19 protein-coding genes are annotated in these 21194 nt (G+C 71.4%); 14 read left to right on the top strand and 5 right to left on the bottom strand.

Features of this window, described 5'->3' with window-relative positions:
- Window position 1: 1 nt before the first annotated feature.
- Window positions 2–1213, top strand: a complete 1212-nt coding sequence (locus OG928_RS08205; RefSeq protein WP_406281055.1) for a hypothetical protein — start codon at window positions 2–4, stop codon at window positions 1211–1213.
- Between the two features lie 405 nt (window positions 1214–1618).
- On the opposite strand, the gene OG928_RS08200 is transcribed toward OG928_RS08205, so the two are convergent.
- The 4 genes from OG928_RS08200 to OG928_RS08185 all read right to left on the bottom strand — a co-directional run bounded on the left by OG928_RS08200 (window position 1619) and on the right by OG928_RS08185 (window position 5162).
- Window positions 1619–3085, bottom strand: a complete 1467-nt coding sequence (locus OG928_RS08200; RefSeq protein WP_406281053.1) for an MDR family MFS transporter — start codon at window positions 3083–3085, stop codon at window positions 1619–1621.
- Window positions 3086–3407: 322 nt separating this feature from the next.
- The gene (locus OG928_RS08195) at window positions 3408–3731 is read right to left on the bottom strand and encodes a DUF2470 domain-containing protein (RefSeq protein WP_406281051.1); all 324 of its coding nucleotides are present in this window, start codon (window positions 3729–3731) and stop codon (window positions 3408–3410) included.
- 44 nt (window positions 3732–3775) lie between these two features.
- Window positions 3776–4411, bottom strand: coding sequence for a neocarzinostatin apoprotein domain-containing protein (locus OG928_RS08190; RefSeq protein ID WP_406281049.1), 636 nt, complete (start codon window positions 4409–4411; stop codon window positions 3776–3778).
- Between the two features lie 43 nt (window positions 4412–4454).
- On the bottom strand, window positions 4455–5162 hold the full coding sequence (locus tag OG928_RS08185) for a neocarzinostatin apoprotein domain-containing protein (RefSeq protein ID WP_406281047.1): 708 nt from the start codon (window positions 5160–5162) through the stop codon (window positions 4455–4457).
- A gap of 407 nt (window positions 5163–5569) precedes the next feature.
- Between OG928_RS08185 and OG928_RS08180 the strand changes: the two genes are divergently transcribed.
- The 6 genes from OG928_RS08180 (at window position 5570) to OG928_RS08155 (ending at window position 11872) form a co-directional block, all read left to right on the top strand.
- A complete protein-coding gene (locus OG928_RS08180; RefSeq protein ID WP_406281045.1) occupies window positions 5570–6259 on the top strand; it encodes a heme oxygenase (biliverdin-producing) in 690 nt (229 codons plus the stop codon).
- 172 nt (window positions 6260–6431) lie between these two features.
- Window positions 6432–7415: an ABC transporter permease gene (locus OG928_RS08175; RefSeq protein ID WP_406281043.1), complete on the top strand. Its 984-nt coding sequence runs from the start codon at window positions 6432–6434 to the stop codon at window positions 7413–7415.
- On the top strand, window positions 7412–8347 hold the full coding sequence (locus OG928_RS08170; protein ID WP_406281041.1) for an ABC transporter permease: 936 nt from the start codon (window positions 7412–7414) through the stop codon (window positions 8345–8347). Before OG928_RS08175 ends, OG928_RS08170 begins: the two co-directional genes overlap by 4 nt.
- The gene (locus OG928_RS08165; RefSeq protein WP_406281039.1) at window positions 8344–9924 is read left to right on the top strand and encodes an ABC transporter substrate-binding protein; all 1581 of its coding nucleotides are present in this window, start codon (window positions 8344–8346) and stop codon (window positions 9922–9924) included. Before OG928_RS08170 ends, OG928_RS08165 begins: the two co-directional genes overlap by 4 nt.
- Window positions 9924–10898 carry an ABC transporter ATP-binding protein gene (locus tag OG928_RS08160; protein ID WP_406281037.1) on the top strand — a complete coding sequence of 325 codons (975 nt, stop codon included), beginning with the start codon at window positions 9924–9926 and terminating at the stop codon, window positions 10896–10898. Before OG928_RS08165 ends, OG928_RS08160 begins: the two co-directional genes overlap by 1 nt.
- A complete protein-coding gene (locus OG928_RS08155; RefSeq protein WP_406281035.1) occupies window positions 10895–11872 on the top strand; it encodes an oligopeptide/dipeptide ABC transporter ATP-binding protein in 978 nt (325 codons plus the stop codon). Before OG928_RS08160 ends, OG928_RS08155 begins: the two co-directional genes overlap by 4 nt.
- 24 nt (window positions 11873–11896) lie before the next feature.
- Here OG928_RS08155 and OG928_RS08150 read toward each other — a convergent pair whose 3' ends face one another.
- Window positions 11897–12337 carry a pyridoxamine 5'-phosphate oxidase family protein gene (locus OG928_RS08150; RefSeq protein WP_406281033.1) on the bottom strand — a complete coding sequence of 147 codons (441 nt, stop codon included), beginning with the start codon at window positions 12335–12337 and terminating at the stop codon, window positions 11897–11899.
- Between the two features lie 599 nt (window positions 12338–12936).
- Between OG928_RS08150 and hpnC the strand changes: the two genes are divergently transcribed.
- The 7 genes from hpnC (at window position 12937) to OG928_RS08115 (ending at window position 21138) form a co-directional block, all read left to right on the top strand.
- Entirely contained in the window at window positions 12937–13839 is a 903-nt protein-coding gene (gene hpnC, locus OG928_RS08145; RefSeq protein WP_406281031.1) for a squalene synthase HpnC, read from the top strand.
- Between the two features lie 10 nt (window positions 13840–13849).
- Window positions 13850–14731 carry a presqualene diphosphate synthase HpnD gene (gene hpnD, locus OG928_RS08140; RefSeq protein WP_406281029.1) on the top strand — a complete coding sequence of 294 codons (882 nt, stop codon included), beginning with the start codon at window positions 13850–13852 and terminating at the stop codon, window positions 14729–14731.
- Window positions 14732–14819: 88 nt separating this feature from the next.
- Window positions 14820–16193 (top strand): hydroxysqualene dehydroxylase HpnE, encoded by a 1374-nt coding sequence (gene hpnE / locus OG928_RS08135; RefSeq protein ID WP_406281027.1) that lies wholly within the window; start codon window positions 14820–14822, stop codon window positions 16191–16193.
- Window positions 16190–17218: a polyprenyl synthetase family protein gene (locus OG928_RS08130; protein WP_406281025.1), complete on the top strand. Its 1029-nt coding sequence runs from the start codon at window positions 16190–16192 to the stop codon at window positions 17216–17218. The genes hpnE and OG928_RS08130 overlap by 4 nt, the downstream gene beginning before the upstream one ends.
- 4 nt (window positions 17219–17222) lie before the next feature.
- On the top strand, window positions 17223–19136 hold the full coding sequence (shc, locus tag OG928_RS08125; protein ID WP_406281023.1) for a squalene--hopene cyclase: 1914 nt from the start codon (window positions 17223–17225) through the stop codon (window positions 19134–19136).
- 3 nt (window positions 19137–19139) lie between these two features.
- A complete protein-coding gene (locus tag OG928_RS08120) occupies window positions 19140–19778 on the top strand; it encodes a 1-hydroxy-2-methyl-2-butenyl 4-diphosphate reductase (protein ID WP_406281022.1) in 639 nt (212 codons plus the stop codon).
- The gene (locus OG928_RS08115) at window positions 19759–21138 is read left to right on the top strand and encodes an aspartate aminotransferase family protein (RefSeq protein ID WP_406281020.1); all 1380 of its coding nucleotides are present in this window, start codon (window positions 19759–19761) and stop codon (window positions 21136–21138) included. Before OG928_RS08120 ends, OG928_RS08115 begins: the two co-directional genes overlap by 20 nt.
- The last annotated feature ends 56 nt before the right edge of the window (window positions 21139–21194 follow it).

Here is a 21194-nt window from a genome sequence, read left to right as displayed (position 1 = left end):
CGTGCAGTCACCTGACGTGCAGTCCAACGAACTTCGCGCGCACGACGTGGTCGGCGGCACCGCGTGGCGAGCCTATTGCGAACGGATGGCCGCACTCGGCGACCGCATCCTGGAGGCGGACTTCCCCGGCGCGACCGACGCCGACCGGGCCGAGGGCATCCGGCACCTGGCGAACCAGGTCGCGTGCTGGTTGACGTACCAACTCGCCGCGACCGACCCGCAGAACCCCGCGTTCTTCACGCACAACGACCTCGCGTACCGCTGGGGCGGCCCCAACGTGGACCAGAACGCGCGCCGCGCGCCGATCGCCGGGGACGGCGTGTACCGGCTCACCGTGACGATGAACGCGTGCGAGAAGTTCGTCCTCCAGGTCAAGCCGGGGGACATGCACGCGGGGCGGACCGACATCGTCGCGGAGACGTCCTCGGCCGCGCTCGGGGTCGGGCCGGGGGACACGGTCGAGATCATCCTGAGCGCGACCGAGCAGCCCGGGAACTGGGTGCGGATCACGCCCGACGCACGGGTGTTGCACGTGCGCGACTACTACTTCGACTGGAAGCCCGAACAGCCCGCGATGCTCGCGCTGGAACGGTTGGACACCCAGGGGCGGCCGGCCGCGCGGGTCACCCCGGAGCGGGTCGCGGGGATGCTGGAGGGCGCCGCGACCTCGGTGGAGAACTCGATCGAGGTCTGGAACGACTGGGTGCGCACGACCGGCGATCGACAGCCGGTCAACACGTTCAGCACGCCGGCCCCGGTCGCCGGCGGGGTCAAGGAGGTCGTGTACGGGTTCGCGCGGGTGCGGCTGACGGATGATCAGGTCCTGGTCGTGGAGACCGATCCGCGGGTGTCCGCGCAATGGGACCTTCAGCTGTACAGTCCGGGCTGGTTCGAGTCGCTCGACTTCGCCAACCGGCAGACCTCGCTCAACCACGTGCAGGCCGAGCACGATCCGGACGGTCTGATCCGGGTGGTGATCGGCGCGGTGGACCCCGGTGTGCCGAACTGGCTGGACACGGAAGGGCGTTCGGAGGTCTTTGCGACGCATCGGTGGTTGGATGCGCGCGAACAGCCCGTCGTGCGGGCGTTTGTGGTCGCGCGGTCCTCGCTTCGCGAGTACTTGGTGCCCAGTACGCCTGTGGTCGCGGGAGTGGAGCGGCGGGAGGCGATGCGGAAGCGCTCTGCGCATGTCTCGTGGCGCTTCCGGGCCTAGTCGTGGCTTTTGGCCTCAAGCGCCGGCCGGGCTGTTCTGGGTCGGCCTTTGGCCGGTGTCCTCAAACGCCGGACGGGCTTGGAGGGGGTGGCCTCAAGCGCCAGCCGGGCTGTTCTGGTCGGCCTTCGGCCGGATGTCCTCAAACGCCGGACGGGCTGTTCTGGGTCGGCCTTCGGCCGGTGTCCTCAAACGCCGGACGGGCTTGAGGGGGCTGGCCTCAAGAGCCGGCCGAGCTTGGAGGGCTTGGCCTCAAGCGCCGGCCAGGCTATTCAGGTCCGGCCTTTGGCCGGTGTCCTCAAACGCCGGACGGGCTTGAAGGGTTGGCTTCAAGCGCCGGACCGGCTTCAAGGGTTGGCTTCAAGCGTCGGCCGGGCTTTTCAGGCCCGGCCGGCGGTTGAGGGGTGGTCAGACCGGTGCGCCTTCTGTGGCCGGGGTTGCGGTGGGGGTGGGGTCGGGTTTTTTGCGGAGGGTGGAGGCTGCGTCCGCGTCCTTGATGGTCAAGGCGGCGATCGCGCCCAGGACGGCGAGGCCGGCTGCGACCAGGAAGGCTACGTGGTAGGCGTCCAGGTTCGGGGTCGGGGCGTTGCCGGACTTGAGGGTGACCGTGCCGATGCCGGCCAGGATGCTCGCGAGCAGGGCCACGCCGAGGGCGGAGCCGAGTTGGCGCTGCACGTTGAAGAGGGTGGACGCGCGGCCGTTGTCGGCCGGCGCGGTGCGCGCGAACGCGGCCGCCTGCATCGGGATCATCACGTGTGCCATCGACGCGCCGGTGAGGAACATCAGCCCGACGATCAGCGCCGCCGGGGTGTCCCCGTCGACCAGGCTGAGCAGTGCCGCGCACCCGGCGATGCCCAGCAGGCCGCCCGCCATCAGCCGGCGCGGGCCGACCACCGGGTACAGGCGCGAGACCCATTGCGTCGCGATCACGACGCCGAACGCCTCGGGGAAGGTGAGCAGACCGGTCTCCAGGGCCGACTTGCCGAACGCCTGCTGCTGCATCAGCGGGAAGACGTACAGCACGCCCAGGAACGCCGCCGAGTTGATCATCGACACGATGTTGGTGCTGATGAACAGCCGGTCACGCAGCAGCCGCAGTTGCAGCATCGGCTCCTTGACCCGCAGTTCGACGAACACCATCGCGACGCACAGGATCAGGCCCGCGATCCCGGTGGACAGGATGACCGGCGAGCCCCAGCCCTTGGTGGCGCCCTCGCTCAGCGCGTACATCAGCAGCGCGAAGCCGGCGCCGGAGAGGATGAAGCCGGGCACGTCGAAGCGGCCGGCGTTCGGGTTCTTGTACTCGTCCAGGAACATCAGGCCGAATACGAACGCCGCGATGCCCACCGGCAGGTTGATGTAGAAGACCCAGTGCCACGACGCCTTGTCGACGAGCAGGCCGCCGAGCACCGGGCCCAGGGCCGGCGCGAGGGCGGTGGGCACCATCAGGATCCGCGACGCGCGGACGCGCTCCTCGGGCGGGAAGACCCGGAACATCATCGCCATGCCGACCGGGGTGAGCATGCCGCCGCCCGCGCCCTGGAGGATGCGGAACATGACGAGTTGGTCGATGTTCTGCGCCAAGCCGCACAGCGCCGACGCGCCGGTGAAGAGCCCGAGCGCGATCAGGAAGATCCGCTTGGTGCCGAAACGGTCGCCGAGCCAGCCGGACGCGGGGATGAACACCGCGAGGCTGACGAGGTAGCCGACCGCCACCGTGGCCAGGCTCGCCTGCGAGGCGCCGAGGTCCTTGCCGATCGCCGGCAGGGCGACGTTGATGATGGTGATGTCGAGGATGTTGACGAACATCGCGGCGACGAAGACGGCGCCGACCACGACCTTCTGGCTGAGACGTGACAGGGATATGGGCGGCATGCGGCAGGGGGCCTTCGTTCGGGGGGAGCGGCGGTTCGGGCGGTGCTGGGGTGCGGTGTGCGGTGCGGTGCGTGTCGATGCCGGGGAGGACCTTGGTGCGGGGGGCCACGGCGCGGCTGTGCTGCCTCGCGTATTAGTGAGCGAAGCTCACTATATCGTTCTATACAAGAGTGACCGAGCGGTTTTCCACCCGCGCCAACACGCGCAACCCTGCTCGGCGTGCCGAGCACGACAACGCCGACGGCCCGGGAGAGCTTCCTCCCGGGCCGTCGGCGTGACGGTTCTTACACCTCTCGTGCGGCGTTCGACGCGACGCGCGCGGTCAGTGCTCGCCCTCGCCGCGCGGTGTCAGGCCGAGGGCCTTGCACGCCTCGTTGTACTGGACCACGACCTCGATCCGGACGTCACGGCGCTCGGTGATCGAACGGCTCCACGGCACCCGAACCTCGACCGTCTCGCCGGCCACGATCGCCGCGTAGTACGCCGCGTCGCCGTCCAGGCCGGTCATCGTCGCCGAGTCGGCCGCCGGCTGCCCGCCGAGACCGCGCGCGATCAGCAGGCAGTCGTCGGGGTGGTCGTCGTTCATGTGCTTGCAGACGGCGGTGATCGCGTCCGCTCCGAACGGGTTGACGCTCGCCTCGCTCATGCGATTCGCCTCCGGCTGTGGGGTGGAAGAGGGGTGACGCGCGGTCAGGCGCGCGCGGTGTCCCGCCGGCGGCGCGACGCGGCGACCGCGCCCACGCCGACCGCGAGCATGCCCGCGCCGACGACGGTGAGCTGCGTGGTGGACGAGCCCGTCTTCGGCAGCTTCGGGTCGCCCGCCTCGGTGGTGGCGCCGGTGTCCGGCGTCTTGGCGGTCGGCGCGGCGGCCGGGGCCGCGTTGCCGAAGGCCACCGGGACCCAGACGTCCTGGTCGCGGTTCGCGAGGTCGGTGTGGTCGTTGAAGGTCGCCACGAAGCAGGGGGTGGCGGCGCAGTCGACCTTCGCCTTGTCCTTGCTCTCGAAGCTCTGCGCGGGCTTGATCTTGACCGTGAACGTGCCGTCGGGGCCGACCTTCGGGACGTAGCCCGCGTTGCCGTACTGGGTCGGCACGCCACCCGCGGGCTTGGCGACGGTCTGTGCGACGTAGACGCCCTTGCCCGGCTTGAAGCCCTTGCCGGTGACGGTGATCTCCTCGCCGGCGGCGGCGAGGCCGCTCGCCTTGGAGAGCGTGATCGTCGGGGCGGCCGGGTGGTCGGCCGACGCGGGGCCGGCGGCGAACACGGTGAGGCCGAGGCCGGCGATCGCACCGGCGGCGACCGCCGAGGCGGTACGGGACTTGCGCATATGCAGACTCCGCGGTTTGGAGGGTGAGGAAGGTGTGGGGGGATCAGGCGCCGGCACGGCGGCGCTTGACCACGACGCCGACGCCGACCAGGACCACCGCGGCGGCGGCGATCAGACCGATGATCAGACCCGTGTTGCCGTCGTCCTCGTCCTCGTCCTTGTCCTGCCCCGTGGACTGGATGGAGGTGGTCGTGGGCGACGCGCTCGGCGCGGCGGCCGAGGTCTGCGGCGCGCCACCGGGGGCGCCGGCCTGCGGGGCGGCGGTGGCCGGGGCGGGGCTCGCGGGCAGGCCCGCGTCCTCGCCCTGGAAGCCGATCGGCAGGTAGGCCTCCTGCGTGCGGTCCTTGCCGTCGCCGACCTTCGAGGTCGAGATCGCGCAGCGGGTCTTGAGGCAGTCGGTCGTGCCGAACTTCGGCTGCACCTTGACGTCCTGGGTGAACGCGCCGTCGGCGCCCACCTGGACCGGCGCGCCGAACGAACCCATGTCGCAGGCGCGGCCCGCGCCCTTGGCCGGGTCGCACAGGAGCACGTAGAGCTGGATATTGGATTGGAAGCCCTTGCCCACGAGCTTGACCACGTCGGCGGCCGGGTTCAGCCCGGTCGTCTTCTCCGCCGACAGCTTCGCCGTGCCGGCCGCCGGGGCGCCGGTCGCGTGCGCGGGGCCGGCGAGGCCCAGGACCAGCCAGGCGATGAGGAGTGTCGCGACGGCGGCGGTACCGCCGCCGAGGCGTCGGTTGCGGGCTGAGCTCACGTGGCGTCCCCTGGGCTGACCGTACGACCGCGTACGGAATGATTGGAGGTGAGGCTATCCTAAGACCGAGTCGCGGCGACAGGGTCCGCGGGGGTGGGTCCGAAGGCGCCGCGATCGTGCGCTCGACCGGGCCGTCCGGGCCCCGAGCAGGTCGAATGTGACCCCGCCGACAACGTGCCGACAAGTTGTCGGTAACTTCTTGACGGCAGCGTATGGCGCCCCACAGACTGCGAACACCAGCGACTGCTGGGGCCGGCGAAACGGATGGCGTCCGGATCCCTGCGAGCGCTGCGCCATGCGCACAGTGCCGATTCCACGCGGGCCGAGCCGTCCGATCACTCACAGTTCGCACCGTGCGCACCATTTGTGCGTGTCCGGTAGATCTTGTCGCACCTAGGGGAAACCTCATGACCACGACCGAGACCGCCGAAACCGCCGGTGCCACCCCGACCTTCGCCGAGACGCTGCGCAAGCGCTCGTGGGCCTTCCACCAGGAGGCCGAGGGCTCGGGCTTCCTGGAAGCGCTGATGAAGGGCGAACTGAACCGCGACGCGTACACCGCGATGGTGGCCCAGCACTACTGGGCCTACGTGGTGCTCGACGACGCGGCCGACACGATGCGCCAGGACCCGATCGGCGCGCCGTTCGCCGACGCGCGGCTGGACCGCCGCGCGATCCTGGAGGCCGACATGCGCTTCCTCGCCGGGGAGGACTGGAAGCAGGAGTGGCCCGCCAACGAGGCCACCAAGCGCTACGCCGACCGGATGCGGGAGAAGTGCTACGACTGGGCCGGCGGCTTCGTCGCGCACCACTACACGCGCTACCTCGGCGACATGTCGGGCGGCCAGTTCATCGCCAAGCAGATGCGCAAGCACTACGACCTGCCGGGCACCCAGGGCAGCGACTTCTACGTGTTCGACAACCTCGGCGACCTGACCGAGTGGAAGGACGCGTACCGCGCCGCCATGAACGACGCGCCGTGGGACGCCGAGGAGCAGGAACTGGTGATCGCGGAGGTGCTGTTCGCCTACGACATCAACAGCGCCGTCCTGCGCGAGCTCGGCCAGGACATCGAGCGGTTCCGCAAGACCGCCTGAGGAAGCACTTCGACAACCGCCCGAGGTCCGTCGACCCGGCTACGGACGGGCCCGAAAACCCGGTCGCGAATCCACCCGACGACGGACCTCGGTCACATCCGCATGCCCCGGGGGCCCACCGTCCGATGCGCCGTCCGACAATGGATGGCGCATCGGATCGGCAGGGAGAGAGATGACGAACTACCTAGCGCGACGTGTCCTGGGTGTCGTCGTGGTGATGTTCGCCGTCGTGACCGGTCTGTTCCTGCTCCTGCACGCGTCCCCGGTGAGCCCGGTCAACCAGCTCGCGCCGCAGGTCGCGGCCGATCCGGCGGCCCGGGCGGCGGTCGAGCACCGGATGGGCCTGGACCGGCCGCTGGTGACGCAATACCTCGACTACGTCGGCAACGCGCTGCGCGGGGACTTCGGCACCTCGCTGTACGACGGCTCCTCGGTCGCCGACCAGATCGGCCGCGCGCTCCCGATCTCGCTCGAACTCGGGCTGCTCGCCGCGCTCTTCGCGGTGATCCCCGCCACGTTGCTCGGCGCGTGGTCGGTGTTGCGCCGCGGCGGCGTGGTCGATCACGGCACGCGGGTACTGACCGCGGTCGCGATGTCGCTGCCGGGCTACTGGCTCGCCGTGATCGCGATCGTGGTGGTCGGCGACAGCCATCCGGACCTGCTGCCCGGCGCGGGCGGCTTCGTGACCTTCTCCGAGGACCCGGCGACCAACCTGAAGGTGCTCGTGCTGCCCTCGATCGTGCTCGGTCTGGCGACCTTCGCGATGCTCACCCGGTCGTTGCGCGGCGGGCTCGCCGACGCGATGGCCTCCGACCACGCGCTGTTCGCCCGCGCGATGGGCGGCTCGCGGTTGCTGACGCTGCGTCGGGTGGCGCTGCGCGGCGCGCTCGTGCCGACGCTGACGGTGGCCGGTGTGCTCATCGGCGGGCTGCTCTCGGGCACCGTGCTGATTGAGAACGTGTTCCAGATACCCGGGATCGGGCAACTCATGGTCACCGCGTTCCAGCGGCAGGACTACCCGCTGGCGCTCGGCGCGTGCGTCGCGACGTCGGCGATCTTCCTCGTGCTCAATCTCGTGGTCGACCTGCTCTACCCGCTGGTGGATCCGCGCACCCGGGGCGGCGTCACCCGCGGCAGGCTCGGACGCGCCGCGTGAGGGCCCGCCTCCGCATGCCGCGCTGGGGCGTCGCCGGCTGGATCGGCGTCGCGTGCGTCCTGGTGTACCTGCTGATCGCCACCGTCGGCCGGTTGCACGGCGATCCGACCGCGCTGGTCGCCCCGGGGCCCGAGGCACCCTCGCTCGCGCACCCCTTCGGCACCGACCACCTCGGCCGCGACCTGCTCGCGCGCACCGCCGAGGGCGCGTGGACCTCGCTGCTCGTGTGTGTCACCTCGATCGGCTTCGCCGTCGCCGTCGGCGTGCCGCTGGGCGTACTCGCCGGCTACCGGCACGGCGGCCGGCTCGACGGGCTGCTGATGCGCTCGGTGGAAATCCTCCAGGCGCTCCCGCAGTTCGTGTTCGTGATGTTCCTGATCGGCCTGATGGGCACGGCGGACATGCACTTCGGGCCGATCACGATCGGCAACGGGCTGCGCGTCGCGCTCGCGATCGGGCTCGGCTTCGTGCCGTACTTCGCGCGGGTCGCCCGCGCCGCGACGGTGGTCGAGATGCAGGAGGACTACGTCACCAACCTGCGCGGCCTGGGCGTGCCCGCCCGCGAGATCCTGTTCCGCGAGGTCATGGTCAACGTGTGGCCGCCCGTGCTCGGCCAGGCATGCCTGGCGATGGCCATCGCGGTCTTCGCCGAGGGCGGCCTGAGCTTCCTCGGCCTCGGGGTGGCCCCGCCGCAGGCCACCCTGGGCAACCTGATCGCCGACGCCGGCGGCCAGATCATCGGCGGCGACTGGTGGTACGCGACGATGCCCGGCACGGTCCTGGTGCTCGGCATCCTGGGCTTCAACCTGCTCGGCGACACGGTCGGCGGCGGCCGGCCGCGCAGCACCCCGCCCGCGCCGCCCGCCTCGACCCGCCGAGACGCCGGCACCCTCGTTCCGAACCACAGCTCGAACCCGAAGGAGTCACAGTGACGGTGCGTACGGTCGGCCTGAACCGGCGAGGCTTCCTGGGCCTCGCGGCCCTCGCGGCGGCCGGCGGTACGGGCGTGCTCACCGCGTGTTCGAGTTCCTCCAGCAAGGACCGGGTCGCCGACCGGCACAAGGACGGGATCCTGCGGATCGGCGTGGCGTCCGCGCCCAGCAGCCTGAACCCGCTCGACTCCGGCTCCGAGATCACCCGCTGGATCGCCGAGCCGATCATGGAGAGCCTGTACGGGTACGACGCGAAGCTCGCGTCGGTGCCGCTGCTCGCCGACGGCGAGCCGCGGATCAGCGACGACAAGCTGGCCTGGACGATCAAGCTGCGCCAGGGCGTCGTCTGGCACAACGGCGCCCCGTTCACCGCCGCCGACGTCGTGGCCACGCTCGGGCACATGCTCGACCTCGCGGCCGGCAGCGAGTGGATCACCTACATGCTCGGCTACCTCTCGCGGTTCGAGGCGGTCGACGAGCACACCGTGCGCATCGTGCTGAACAAGCCGTACGGCCTGCTCCGTTCGCATCTGACCAACCTGCCCATCACGCACAAGGACTTCGTGACCCGCAAGGACACGATGATGGGCACGGGTCCGTACCGGCTCGACAAGTTCGTGGCCGGCCAGAGCTTCACCCTCTCGCGCTTCGACCGCTACCACGGCGGCCAGTACACCGGCGGCGCCGCGCCCGCGTTCTCCGGTATCGAGTACACGGTCTTCACCGACGCCAACACGCGCGTGTCGAGCCTGCGGCAGGGCAAGGTCGACCTGATCACGACGCCCTCGTTCGCGACGTTCGACACGATCCGCAAGGACAAGTCGCTCGCGCTCGTGCTCACCGAGGCGCCGCTGGACGTGCTCAGCTACGTGATGATGCGCAAGGAGCCGTTCAACGACCCGGACTTTCGCAAGGCGGTCGCGCTGTCGATGGACCGGCAGGGCGTGCTCCAGCGGGTGTACGGCGGCGAGGGCACGATCGGCCAGGGCCCGATCGGACCCGCCGAACTCGGCTACGACGCCGCGCTCAAGCCCTTCCCGCCCGCGCCCGACCTGGCGCAGGCCCGCGCGCTGCTCGCCCGGGCGAAGACGGCCAAGCGCTCGTTCACCGTGACCATCGGCACCAACCAGGGGATCCGCGACATCGCGCAGGTGCTGGTCGCGGGCTGGAAGCAGGTCGGCCTCGACGTCACCATCGAGCAGCTCGCCGGCGGCCCGTGGTCCAACAAGTGGCTGTCGCGCGACTACGACATGCTGATGAACACGTTCTCGTCCGGGTTCACCTCGGGCCCCGCGAACTACCTCACCCTCGCGCCCGCGGGCTCCACCAACGTGCTCTCCTGCGGCTACGTCAACCCCGAGGTGGATCGGCTGATCGACACGATCTGGCAGACCTCGGACCAGGCCGAGCGGGTCGCCGCGCTCGGCCGGGTGGACCGGCTGCTCGCCGAGGACGCGGTGATCACGCCGCCCGTGTACCCCAAGCTCGCGCTCGCCCACCGCGCCGAACTGTCGCCGCCGGTCCCGGAGATGCTGCGGATCAGCCGGCTCGACCCGCAGCACCTGCGGTTCCTGTGATGGCCGGCGCCGCCCCCGCGGCACCGCTGCTGCGGGTGCGCGACCTCGACGTCACCTATCGCGGTACGGACGGCCCGGTGCCCGCCGTGCGCGGGGTGTCGTTCGACGTCGCGCCCGGCGAGATCCTCGGCTTGGTCGGCGAGTCCGGCAGCGGCAAGAGCAGCGTGTGCACCGCGCTGATGGGCCTGCTCCCGGACGGCGCGCGGCGGCGCGCCGCCGGCATCGAGTTCCAGGGCGAGGACCTCGCCGCGATGCGCGAGCGCGCCCTGCGCGGGGTGCGCGGGCGCCGACTCGCGTTCGTGCCGCAGCAGCCGATGACCTCGCTGTCCCCGACCACTCCGGTGGTCCGCCAACTGCGCTGGTACCTGGGCGATCGACTCGACGACGTCGAGGTCCGCGAGACGCTCGCCGGGATCGGCCTGGGCCCGGTCCTGGACCGCCCGCGCGACCTGCCCGGCGGCTTCTCCGGCGGCCAGCTCCAGCGCGTGGTGATCGCGATCGCCGCACTCGCGCACGAGCCCGCGCTGCTGCTCGCCGACGAGCCCACCACGACCCTGGACGCCACCGTGCAGGCGCAGGTGCTGCGGCTGCTGCTCACCCTGCGGGACAAGCTCGGGCTCGCGCTGCTGTACGTCTCGCACGACCTCGCCGTGGTGTCGACCATCTGCGACCGGGTCGGCGTGATGTACGGCGGGCGGCTGGTGGAGACCGCGCCGGTACGGGAGATCTTCGCCGCGCCCCGGCACCCGTACACGCGGGCGCTGATCGCCGCGATGCCGGCCACGACGCCCGCGGATCGGCCGCTGCGCGCGGTGGCGGGCACCGCGGACGGCGCGAACCTGCTGCCCGGCTGCCCGTTCGCGCCGCGCTGCCCCCTCGTGTCGCAGGTGTGCCGCGAGCGGATGCCCGAGTCGTCCCGGCACGGGGCGAGCGACGTGCGGTGCCACGCGGTCGACCGGGAGGACGCGCCGTGACCGCCCTGCTGAGCGTGCGCGAACTGACCCGCCGGTTCACCCTGCCCCGGCCGTTCGGCCGGCGGACCGAGCCGCGCGTGGTGCACGCGGTGGAGGATGTCTCGTTCGAGGTGGCGCCCGGCGAAGTGCTCGCGATCGTCGGCGAGTCCGGCTCGGGCAAGACCACCGTCGCGCGTGTGCTCGCCGGCCTGGACGCCGCGACCGCAGGCACCGTGGCCCTGGCGGGCCGGGAACTGGCCGCCGTCCGCACCCCCGCCGACCAGCGCCTGGTCCAACTCGTCACGCAGAATCCGCGCGCCGCGTTCAACCGCCGCCGCTCGCTGCGGCACGCGCTGTACCAGCCGCTGCGGGTGCACGGCCTGGGCGCGGACCGGGCCGAGCGGGACGCGCTCGTGCTCGACATGGTCGAGCGGGTCGGCCTGACGGCGGATCACCTGGACCGACTGCCCAGCGACGTCAGCGGCGGCGAACTCGCGCGCCTGGTGCTGGCCCGCGCGTTGCTGGTGCGCCCGCGGGTGCTGGTCCTGGACGAGCCCACCGCGAGTCTGGACGCGAGTGTCAAGGCGACGGTGGTCGAGCTGCTGCTGCGGCTGCGCACCGAGCTCGACCTCGGCATCGTGCTGATCACGCACGAGATCGACATCGCGCGCCGGCTCGCCGACCGCGCGGCGGTGATGTATCTGGGCCGGATCGTCGAGATCGGCCCGGCGGACCGGGTGCTGTCCGGCCCCCGGCACCCGTATCCGCGGATGCTGCTGGCGAGTGTGCCGGTGCCGGATCCGAAGCGGGTCGGACCGGCGAGCGCGGAGTCGCTGGGAGAGGGCATCGTCGGCGAGGTGCCGTCGGCGCTCGCGCCGCCGCCGGGCTGCGCCTACCACCCGCGCTGCCCGTTCACGACCGACGTGTGCCGAACCGAGCGCCCGCTCGCCGAACCGACGGGCGACGGGTCGGTCGCGTGTCATCATCCGCGGTGACGGACAGGTCCGGCCCGGTCCGGTCTAGGCCGGTATCGGTGCCGCCGTCGGGCGCAGCAGGCGGCCGCTGACGATTTCCGGGGTGATCCGGAAGAACCGGTGCGGGTGGCCGGAGTCCCAGGACCTGGGCAGCAGCTCGGCCAGGTGCCCGGCGTCGTCCGGGCGGTCGACGCGCATGACCCGGCCGGTGACCGTGACGGTCCAGCCGGTGTACTCGCGCGTGTCGTAGTCGTCGGCCTCGAACGCGCACACGCAGTCGTGCAGCGCGGCGTGCACCCGCTGGTCGGAGACCAGCCGGAAGGCGAGCGTGCCGTTGTCGAAGCGGAAGTGCACGGGGAGGATCGCCGGCAGCGCGTCGAGCGAGAAGACGACCCGGCCGATCGGCACCGAGGCCATCAGGGCGAGCGCCGCCTCGGAGGTGAGGTCCTCCAGCACCCGGGGGTATCGATTCGTGTCGTCCTGCATGCCACCAGCGTGCCGTGCTCCGACCGACCTGAGCAGGGGCCAAAGTCCCGGATCGTCGGACCGGCGGTGTCGGCGCCGCGGCGCTGTCGGGTCGCCGCCGGGTCGGTGCCGTGTCGAAGGTCCGCGCATTCGGGTATCGATTCGGTGTACGGCGGCGTGTCGGCGCGCACCCGCTATCCTCCCGGGTATTCCGCAAATCCGGAAAGTTGATCAACATTTCGCCGGCCACTCGCTTTATCGACCTCACTTGGTCCATTGCGCACGGATAATCGCCCGACTCCTCATGCGGAAGGCGGAACTCCGCACTACTCCGCAAGGAGGGGACGCGGGTCGCGAAACCTCCCAAGGTGCCCGGAAACCGCCGGGGCACGCCGGACGTCCTGAGTGGTACGGGGATCGTCGGGGGCGCGCGAGAGGTTCGCGGTGATAACAAAAGTGTTTCGCGAAGGAAAAGTCCGGGTGAGCTATGACACGCGTGTTCTCGGTGCTTGATCGATCCGACTTCGATCGGGCAAGCTGAACCGTCAGACCGACCGGGACGGCACAAATTCCTGGCCAACTGTAATGTTGGGGATGTTTTCGGGGGCCCAGGGAGAGATATGGGGAGTGATTCCCGCGGTCTTGAGCGCGCGCCCGGCGACGCGCGCGACGACGACTCGCCGGGCATCGACGCCGCGGTCATCGACCCGGGCGTGGTCATGGGCCAGGCGAGCCACGAGAACTTTCCCGTCGCGATGGGAATCCTCGGCCCCGGCCGCCGACGGCACCTGCTGGCCGTCTACGGCTTCGCGCGGCTCGTGGACGACATCGGCGACGAGGCCGAGGGGGACCGGGTCGCGCAGCTCGACGCCTTCGAGCGGGACCTGCGTCGGGTGTACGACGGCACCCCGAAGCTGGAGGTGCTGCGCCGGCTGCAACCGAGCGTGCGCGAGCTCGATCTGCCGATCGAACCCTTCCTGGACCTGATCGAGGCGAACCGGCAGGACCAGGTGGTGCGCCGATACGCGACTTACGCCGACCTGGCCGACTACTGTGCGCTGTCGGCCAACCCCGTCGGCCGGATCGTGCTGCACGTCTTCGGCCGGGCCACCGACGAGCGGATCGCGCGCTCCGACGAGATCTGCACCGCGCTGCAGATCGTCGAGCACCTCCAGGACGTCGTCGAGGACCTCGGGGAAGACCGGATCTACCTCCCCAAGGAGGACATGGACCGGTTCGGCGTCGGTGAGGCCGACCTCGCCGCGAGCCGCGCCGCGCCCGCGGTCCGGCGCCTGGTCGCCTACGAGGCACATCGCGCGACGCTGCTGCTGCGCTCGGGCGCACCGCTCGCGGGGACACTGCGAGGGCGCGAACGCCTTGCGATCGCCGGATTCGTGGCCGGTGGAAGAGCGGCCGTCGCCGCGATCAAGGACGTCGGCTTCGACGTCCTGGCCCATCGGGCGAAGCCCGGCAAGGCCGCCCTGCTGCGCGAGCTGTCCGGCGTACTGGTACGAAAGAGGTAAAAGGGGAACCATGGACGTCGACGCTTCGTATGCGTATTGCGAGCGCCTGACCCGTAATCAGGCGCGCAACTTCTACTACGGCATCCGGTTGCTGCCCGAACCCAAGCGCCTCGCGCTGAGCGCCGTGTACGCCTTCGCACGAGAGATCGACGACATCGGCGACGGCGACCTGCCGGCGGATCGCAAGGTCGCGGAACTGGCCCGGATGCGCAAGCAGCTCAAGGATCTGACGGCGGATCGGGATCCGGTCGCCGCGGCGCTCGCCGATGCCGCGACCCGGTTCCCGATCCCGCTGGCGGCGCTCGACGAGCTGATCGACGGCGTCGAGATGGACGTGCGCGAGACCGCGTACGAGACCTTCGACGAGTTGCGGGTCTACTGCCGCTGCGTCGCGGGCACCGTGGGTCGGCTCTCGCTGGGCATCTTCGGCTCGCGCGACTCGCTGCGCGCGCCCGACCTCGCCGACACGCTCGGCATCGCGCTCCAGATCACCAACATCCTCCGCGACATCAAGGAGGACAAGGACAACGGTCGCGTCTACCTGCCCCGCGAGGACCTGGCCAAGTTCGGCCTCGAGGACGCCTGGCACAAGGACGGCCGGTTCACCCAGAGCGCGGCCTTCGACGACCTCGTCCGGTTCGAGGGCGAACGCGCCGAGCAGCTCTTCGAGCGGGGGCTGACCCTGCTCCCGCTGCTGGACCGGCGCAGCGCCGCCAGCACCGGAGCGATGGCCGGCATCTACCGGCGGCTGCTGACCAGGATCCTGGAGGAGCCCGGCCAGGTGCTCATGGGGCGGCTGTCGCTGCCGAACTGGGAGAAGGCCGAGATCGCCGCGCGCGCACTGGCCGGCCTCCCGGTCGGCGCGCACTCGCCGCTCGCGCGCAGGCGGTGAGCGCACGACGATGACCGGCCGACGGCCGGAGCGACACGCCGGTCGCAGGGGCCGGTACAGGGATTGATCAGTGGGTACGGAGCAAGGCATGAGCGCACGCATGGTGGTGATCGGGGGCGGCCTGGCGGGCATCACCGCCGCGCTGACCGCCGCCGACGCCGGCGTCGAGGTCACGCTCCTCGAGGGCCGGCCCAGGCTCGGGGGCGCGACGTTCTCGCTGCGCCGCGACGACATGTGGCTGGACAACGGGCAGCACGTCTTCCTGCGCTGCTGCACGGAATACATCTCCTTCCTGGAGCGGATCGGCAGCGCCGACAAGGTCTACCTCCAGCCCCGCCTGGACGTGCCCGTGCGGACCACGTGGGGGACCCGGACCCGGCTGACCCGGTCCGCGCTGCCGGCGCCGTTCCACCTGTCCTCGGCACTCGCCCGCTACCCGCTGCTGACCATGGCCGGCCGGGCCAGGGTCGGCCTCGCGGCCCTCGCGCTGCGTCGCCTGGACCCCACCGACCCGGCCCTGGACGAACTCACCTTCGCCGCGTGGCTCGACCGGTTCGGGGTCACCGCCCGCGAGCACGAGGCGATGTGGGACCTGATCGGGATCGCGACGCTCAACCTGCCCGCGACCGAGGCCTCGCTCGGGATGGCCGTCAAGGTCTTCCGCACCGGCGTGCTCGACCGCAACGACGGCGCCGACATCGGGTGGAGCCTGGTCCCGCTCCAGGAGCTGCACGGCGACGCCGCGACCCGCGCCCTGGCGCGCGCGGGTGTACGGGTGCGCCTGCGGGCCCGCGTGGACGCGCTCGACACGTGCGCGGACGGCTTCACGATCGCCGCGGACGGCGAACGCATCGAGGCCGACGCGGTCGTACTCGCGGTACCGCACTACGACGCGGCGCGGCTGCTGCCCGCGGGCGCGCTGCTCCTGGAGGGCGTCCGCGCCGACCCGACCCTGCTCGCCGGACTGGGCACGTCGCCGATCGTGAACCTGCACGTCGTCTACGATCGCCCCGTGCTGGACGTGCCGCTCGCCGCCGGCATCGGCGGCCCGGTCCAATGGATGTTCGACCGCAGCGCCGGACACGGACTCGAAGCGGGCCGCTACGTCGCCGTCTCGCTGTCCGCGGCGGGTCACGAAATCGACCTGACGAGCGCGCAACTGCGGGATAGGTTCGTCCCGGAGCTGGCCCGGGTGCTGCCCGCGGCCGGGGACGCGCGGATCGAACGGTTCGTCGTCACCAAGGAGCGGGCGGCGACCTTCCGCCCCGCCCCCGGTTCGGGACGGCTCCGCCCCGGCCCCCGTACCGCGATTCCCGGCCTCGCCCTGGCCGGAGCGTGGACCGCCACCGGATGGCCCGCGACGATGGAGGGCGCCGTTCGCAGCGGCCGCTCCGCCGCTCACGAGGCCCTCCCGCATCTCGGCCGCACCCGTGCCATCCCGGAGAGGACGACGCCGCTATGACGCTCGCCGACGCATCGATCGCCCCCGCCGTGCTCGATCGCGCGCGCGAGGCGAGCCGCCCCGCGCTGCGCGTCGCGACCGCCCGACTCGAGCCGCCCCTGGCCCGCGTGGCCGCGTACCACATGGGGTGGGCCGACGAGGCGGGTCGCGAACTGCCCGGCAACGGAGGCAAGGCGCTGCGCCCCGCCCTCGCGCTGCTCTCGGCGGAGGCGGTCGGCGCGCCGACCGGGATCGGCGTTCCCGGCGCCGTCGCGGTCGAGCTCGTGCACAACTTCTCGCTGATCCACGACGACCTCATGGACGGCGACGAGGAGCGGCGACACCGGCCCACCGCGTGGAAGGTCTTCGGCCCCGGCCTCGCCGTGCTCGCCGGCGACGGCCTGCTCGTGCTCGCCGAACAGGTCCTGATGGACGCCGACGACGCCGACGGCGACCGGGCCGCCCGCCTGCTCACCGAGGCCACCGCACGGCTCATCGACGGCCAGTCCCAGGATCTGTCCTTCGAGGCCCGACTCGACGTCACCGTCGACGAGTGCCTGACGATGGCGGGCAACAAGACCGGGGCCCTGCTCGCCTGCTCGTCCGCGATCGGGGCGGCCCTCGCGGGCGCCGACGAGCGCACCGTGCAGGCGCTGTACGGCTTCGGGCACCACCTCGGCGTCGCCTTCCAGGCCGTCGACGACCTGCTCGGAATCTGGGGACGCCCCGAGATCACCGGCAAACCGGCCTGGAACGACCTGCGCCGGCGCAAGAAGTCCGTGCCCGTCGTCGCCGCCCTCTCGAGCGACACGGCGGCAGGACGCGAGCTGGCGCGCATCTACACCGACGAAGGACCGCGCAACGAGGAGGGACTCGCGCTGGCCGCACGCCTCGTCGAGGAAGCGGGCGGCCGGGCCCGCACCGAGGCCGAGGCGTCACGGCACCTGGAGCAGGCCATGGCCCGCCTGGATTCCCTGGACGTCCCGCAAGGTACCTATACGGACCTGACCTCTCTCGCGGCCTTCACCACCACTCGGGAGTTGTGAACAGATGACAGTGACCGTCCCAGCGGGAATCGACGACGTCGACGACGACAGGGTCAGGGACGCGCTCGACAAGGCCGTCGCACATCTGATGGAGCTTCAGGACGATGCGGGCTGGTGGAAAGGCGAGCTCGAGACCAATGTGACGATGGACGCCGAGGACATGCTCTTCCGGGAGTTCCTCGGCATCCGCACCGCCGAACAGACCGAGGCCGGCGCCCGCTGGATCCGCGCCAACCAGCGCGAGGACGGCACCTGGGCGACGTTCCACGGCGGTCCCGGCAACCTGTCCGTCACGGTCGAGGCGTACGTCGCGCTCAAGCTCGCCGGCGACGACCCGAACGCCAAACACATGGCCGCCGCGGCGGAATTCATCCGCAGCGGCGGCGGGATCGCGAACACCCGCGTGTTCACCCGGTTCTGGCTCGCGTTCTTCGGCTGGTGGTCGTGGGACGACCTGCCGGTGCTGCCGCCGGAGATCATCTTCCTGCCCAAGTGGTTCCCGCTCAACGTCTACGACTTCGCGTGCTGGGCCCGGCAGACCATCGTGCCGCTGACCATCGTCAGCTCGCTGCGCCCGGTGCGGCCCGCGCCGTTCGGGCTCGCCGAACTGCGCCCCACCGGCGCGGTGCGCGCCCGAGTCGAGGCCGACGACCCGTGGTCGAAGGCGTTTCGCGCGCTCGACGCCGGGCTGCACCAATACCAGAAGCACCCGATCAAGCCGATCCGGCAGGCCGCGCGCCGCAAGGCCGTGCAGTGGATCATCGAGCGCCAGGAGGCCGACGGCGGCTGGGGCGGCATCCAGCCGCCGTGGGTCTACTCGCTGATCGCGCTGCGCCTGATGGGCTATCCGCTCAACCACCCCGTGATGGCGCAGGGCATCAAGGGCCTGGACGGGTTCACGATCGTGGACACCGACGAGGACGGCGAGCTGCGGCGCCGGTTCGAGGCGTGCCAGTCGCCGGTGTGGGACACCGGACTGACCCTGGTCGCGTTGCGCGACGCGGGCGTTCCGGCCGCGGACCCGAGGGTGGTCAAGGCCGCCGAGTGGCTGATGGACGAGGAGGTCCGCGAGGTCGGCGACTGGGCCGTGCGTCGGCCCGACCTGGAACCCGGCGGCTGGGCCTTCGAGTTCGCCAACGACTACTACCCGGACACCGACGACACCGCCGAGATCGTGATGGCCCTGCGGTACGCCGACCACCCGGACGGCGCGCGCAAGGACGCGGTCCTGGACCGGGCCGAGCGGTGGACCGCCGGGATGCGCAGCAAGGACGGCGGCTGGGGCGCGTTCGACGCCGACAACGTCAGCACGCTCCCGCTCAAGCTGCCGTTCTGTGATTTCGGCGCGGTCACCGACCCGCCGTCGGCCGACGTGACCGCGCACATCGTGGAGATGCTCGCGGACGGCGGCGCGCGCTACAGCTCGTACGTCGTGGACGGCGTCAAGTGGCTGATGGACCATCAGGAGGCCGACGGTTCGTGGTTCGGCCGCTGGGGCGCGAACTACATCTACGGCACCGGCGCTGTGGTGCCGGCCCTGGTGACGGCCGGCGTGGACCCGCGGCACGCGGCGATCCGGCGCGCGGTGCGCTGGCTGGCGGCCCGGCAGAACCCGGACGGCGGCTGGGGCGAGGACCTGCGCAGCTACGATCAGGCCCAGGCGTGGTCGGGGCGCGGCGATTCGACCGCGTCGCAGACCGCGTGGGCGCTGCTCGCGCTGCACGCGGCGGGCGAGTTCGGGGAGGTCGCGCAGCGTGGCATCACGTGGCTGACCGACCATCAGAACGCGCTCGGCGGTTGGGACGAGCCGCAGTTCACCGGCACCGGCTTCCCCGGCGACTTCTACATCAAGTACCACATGTACCGGCTCGTCTTCCCCGTGATGGCGCTCGGCCGGTACGCCAAGACGACAGGCTGATCCATGCCCCTGATGGTGGTCACCCCGCTGCGGCTCGAGATGCGCGCGGCCGAAGCGGGGCTGATGGGCGCGTTCAACGTGCGCGTGGTGCGCTCGGGGATGGGACCGGACAAGGCTCGCGCTCGTGCGCGGGCCTTGTCCGCGCTCCCGGCCGAGGCGTACGGCTCGCTGGCGGTCGCCGGCTTCGGCGCGGGCGTGGGCGAGGGCGTGGACGTCGGCGACGTGGTGGTGGCCTCCGAGGTGCGCGGTCCCGACGGGACCGTGGTCGAACTGCCGACCTCGCCCATCCTGTTGGAGTGGATGCGTCGGGTCTCGCCGAAGCTGAGGCTGCATCACGGTCCGATCGAGACCGTGGACAAACTGGTCAAGGGTCGGGCCCGGCAGGCGCTGCGCGAGCGCGGCGTGCTGGCGGCGGACATGGAGTCCGTGCACCTGCTCGCGGCGGTCGGCGCTCGGCCGGCCGGGGTCGTGCGGGTGATCACCGACACCCCGGAGCGCGAACTCCTGCGGCCCCGGCTGCTGGTGGACGGTTTCCGGGCGTTCAGGACGCTGCGCCACGCGACCCCGGCCCTGCTTGACTGGGCCAACGACGAGCGAACCAAGTCAGGAGGTACGGCGGGCCATGACGTTCGACCTGGGTGAGACGTACGAGGAGTACGCGGACCGCAGCTTCGAGCTGCACGCGAAGCACCTCAACCCGCAACTCCCGCGCGTGCTGCGGACAATCGGCATGGACCGCGACTACGTCCGCGCCGCGGGCCCGTACCTGTACGACGACAAGGGCGATCGGTACCTGGATTTCCTGTCCGGGTTCGGCACCTACGGCGTGGGCCGGCACCATCCCGTGGTGCGCAAGGCGATGCAGGACGTGATCGCCCTCGACCTGCCCGACATCGTGCACTTCCACACCCCGCCGCTGGCCGCCGCGCTGGCCGACCGGCTGCTCGCGCGGGCGCCGGGCCTGGACCGGGTGTACTTCTGCAACAGCGGCACCGAGGCGGTCGAGGCCGCGCTCAAGTTCGCCCGCTTCGCCACCGGGCGGCGCCGGATCGTCTACATCGACCACGCCTTCCACGGGCTGACCACCGGCGCGCTGTCGGTCAACGGCGCGGCCGAGTTCCGCAAGGGGTTCGAGCCGCTGCTGCCCGACGTGGGCATCAAGCTGGGCGATCTGGACGCGCTGGCCCGGGAGTTGAAGCGCGGCGACGTCGCGGCGCTGATCATCGAGCCGATCCTGGGCAAGGGCGTGCACGTGCCACCGCCCGGCTGGTTGGCCGCCGCGCAGAAGCTGCTGCGCGAGCACGGCGCGCTGCTGATCGCGGACGAGGTGCAGACCGGGATGGGTCGCACCGGGAAGTTCTTCGCGTACCAGTGGGAGGACGGCGTCGAGCCGGACATCGTCACGGTCGCGAAGGCGCTGTCCGGCGGTTACGTGCCGATCGGCGCGACGCTGGCCCGCGACTGGGTGTTCAAGAAGGTCTACTCGACGATGGACCGCGTGCTGGTGCACGACTGCACCTTCGGCGGCAACAACCAGGCGATGGCGGCGGGTCTGGCCACCCTGGCGGTCCTGGACGACGAGGACCTGATCGGCAACTGCGCGCGGATGGGCGACGCGTTCGTCGCCGGGCTGACCCCGCTGATCGACAAGTACGAGCTGTTCGCGCAGGTGCGCGGGCGCGGCCTGATGATCGGCCTGGAGTTCGGCAAGCCGCGCTCGCTCAAGCTGCGCGCGGGCTGGACGGCGCTGCAGGCGGCCCGGCACGGGCTGTTCGCGCAGATGGTGGTGGTGCCGATGTTCCAGCGGCACCGGGTGCTGACCCAGGTCGCGGGCGATCACATGGACGTGATCAAGCTGCTGCCGCCGTATGTGATCGGCCAAGACGACGTGGACCACTTCGTCGCGGGCTTCGTGGACGTGATGGACGACGCGCACAAGGGCACCGGGCTGATGTGGGACTTCGGCCGGACGCTGATCAAGCAGGCGATGACCAACCGCTGAGAGCCCCTGTCGCTATGGCCCCTTCCCCCTGCTGCTGTTAAGTTGCTGGAGTCAAT

Source organism: Embleya sp. NBC_00896 (assembly GCF_045207785.1).
In the GTDB taxonomy this organism is placed as follows: domain Bacteria; phylum Actinomycetota; class Actinomycetes; order Streptomycetales; family Streptomycetaceae; genus Embleya.
This window is presented reverse-complemented; position numbering and strand designations above follow the sequence as displayed.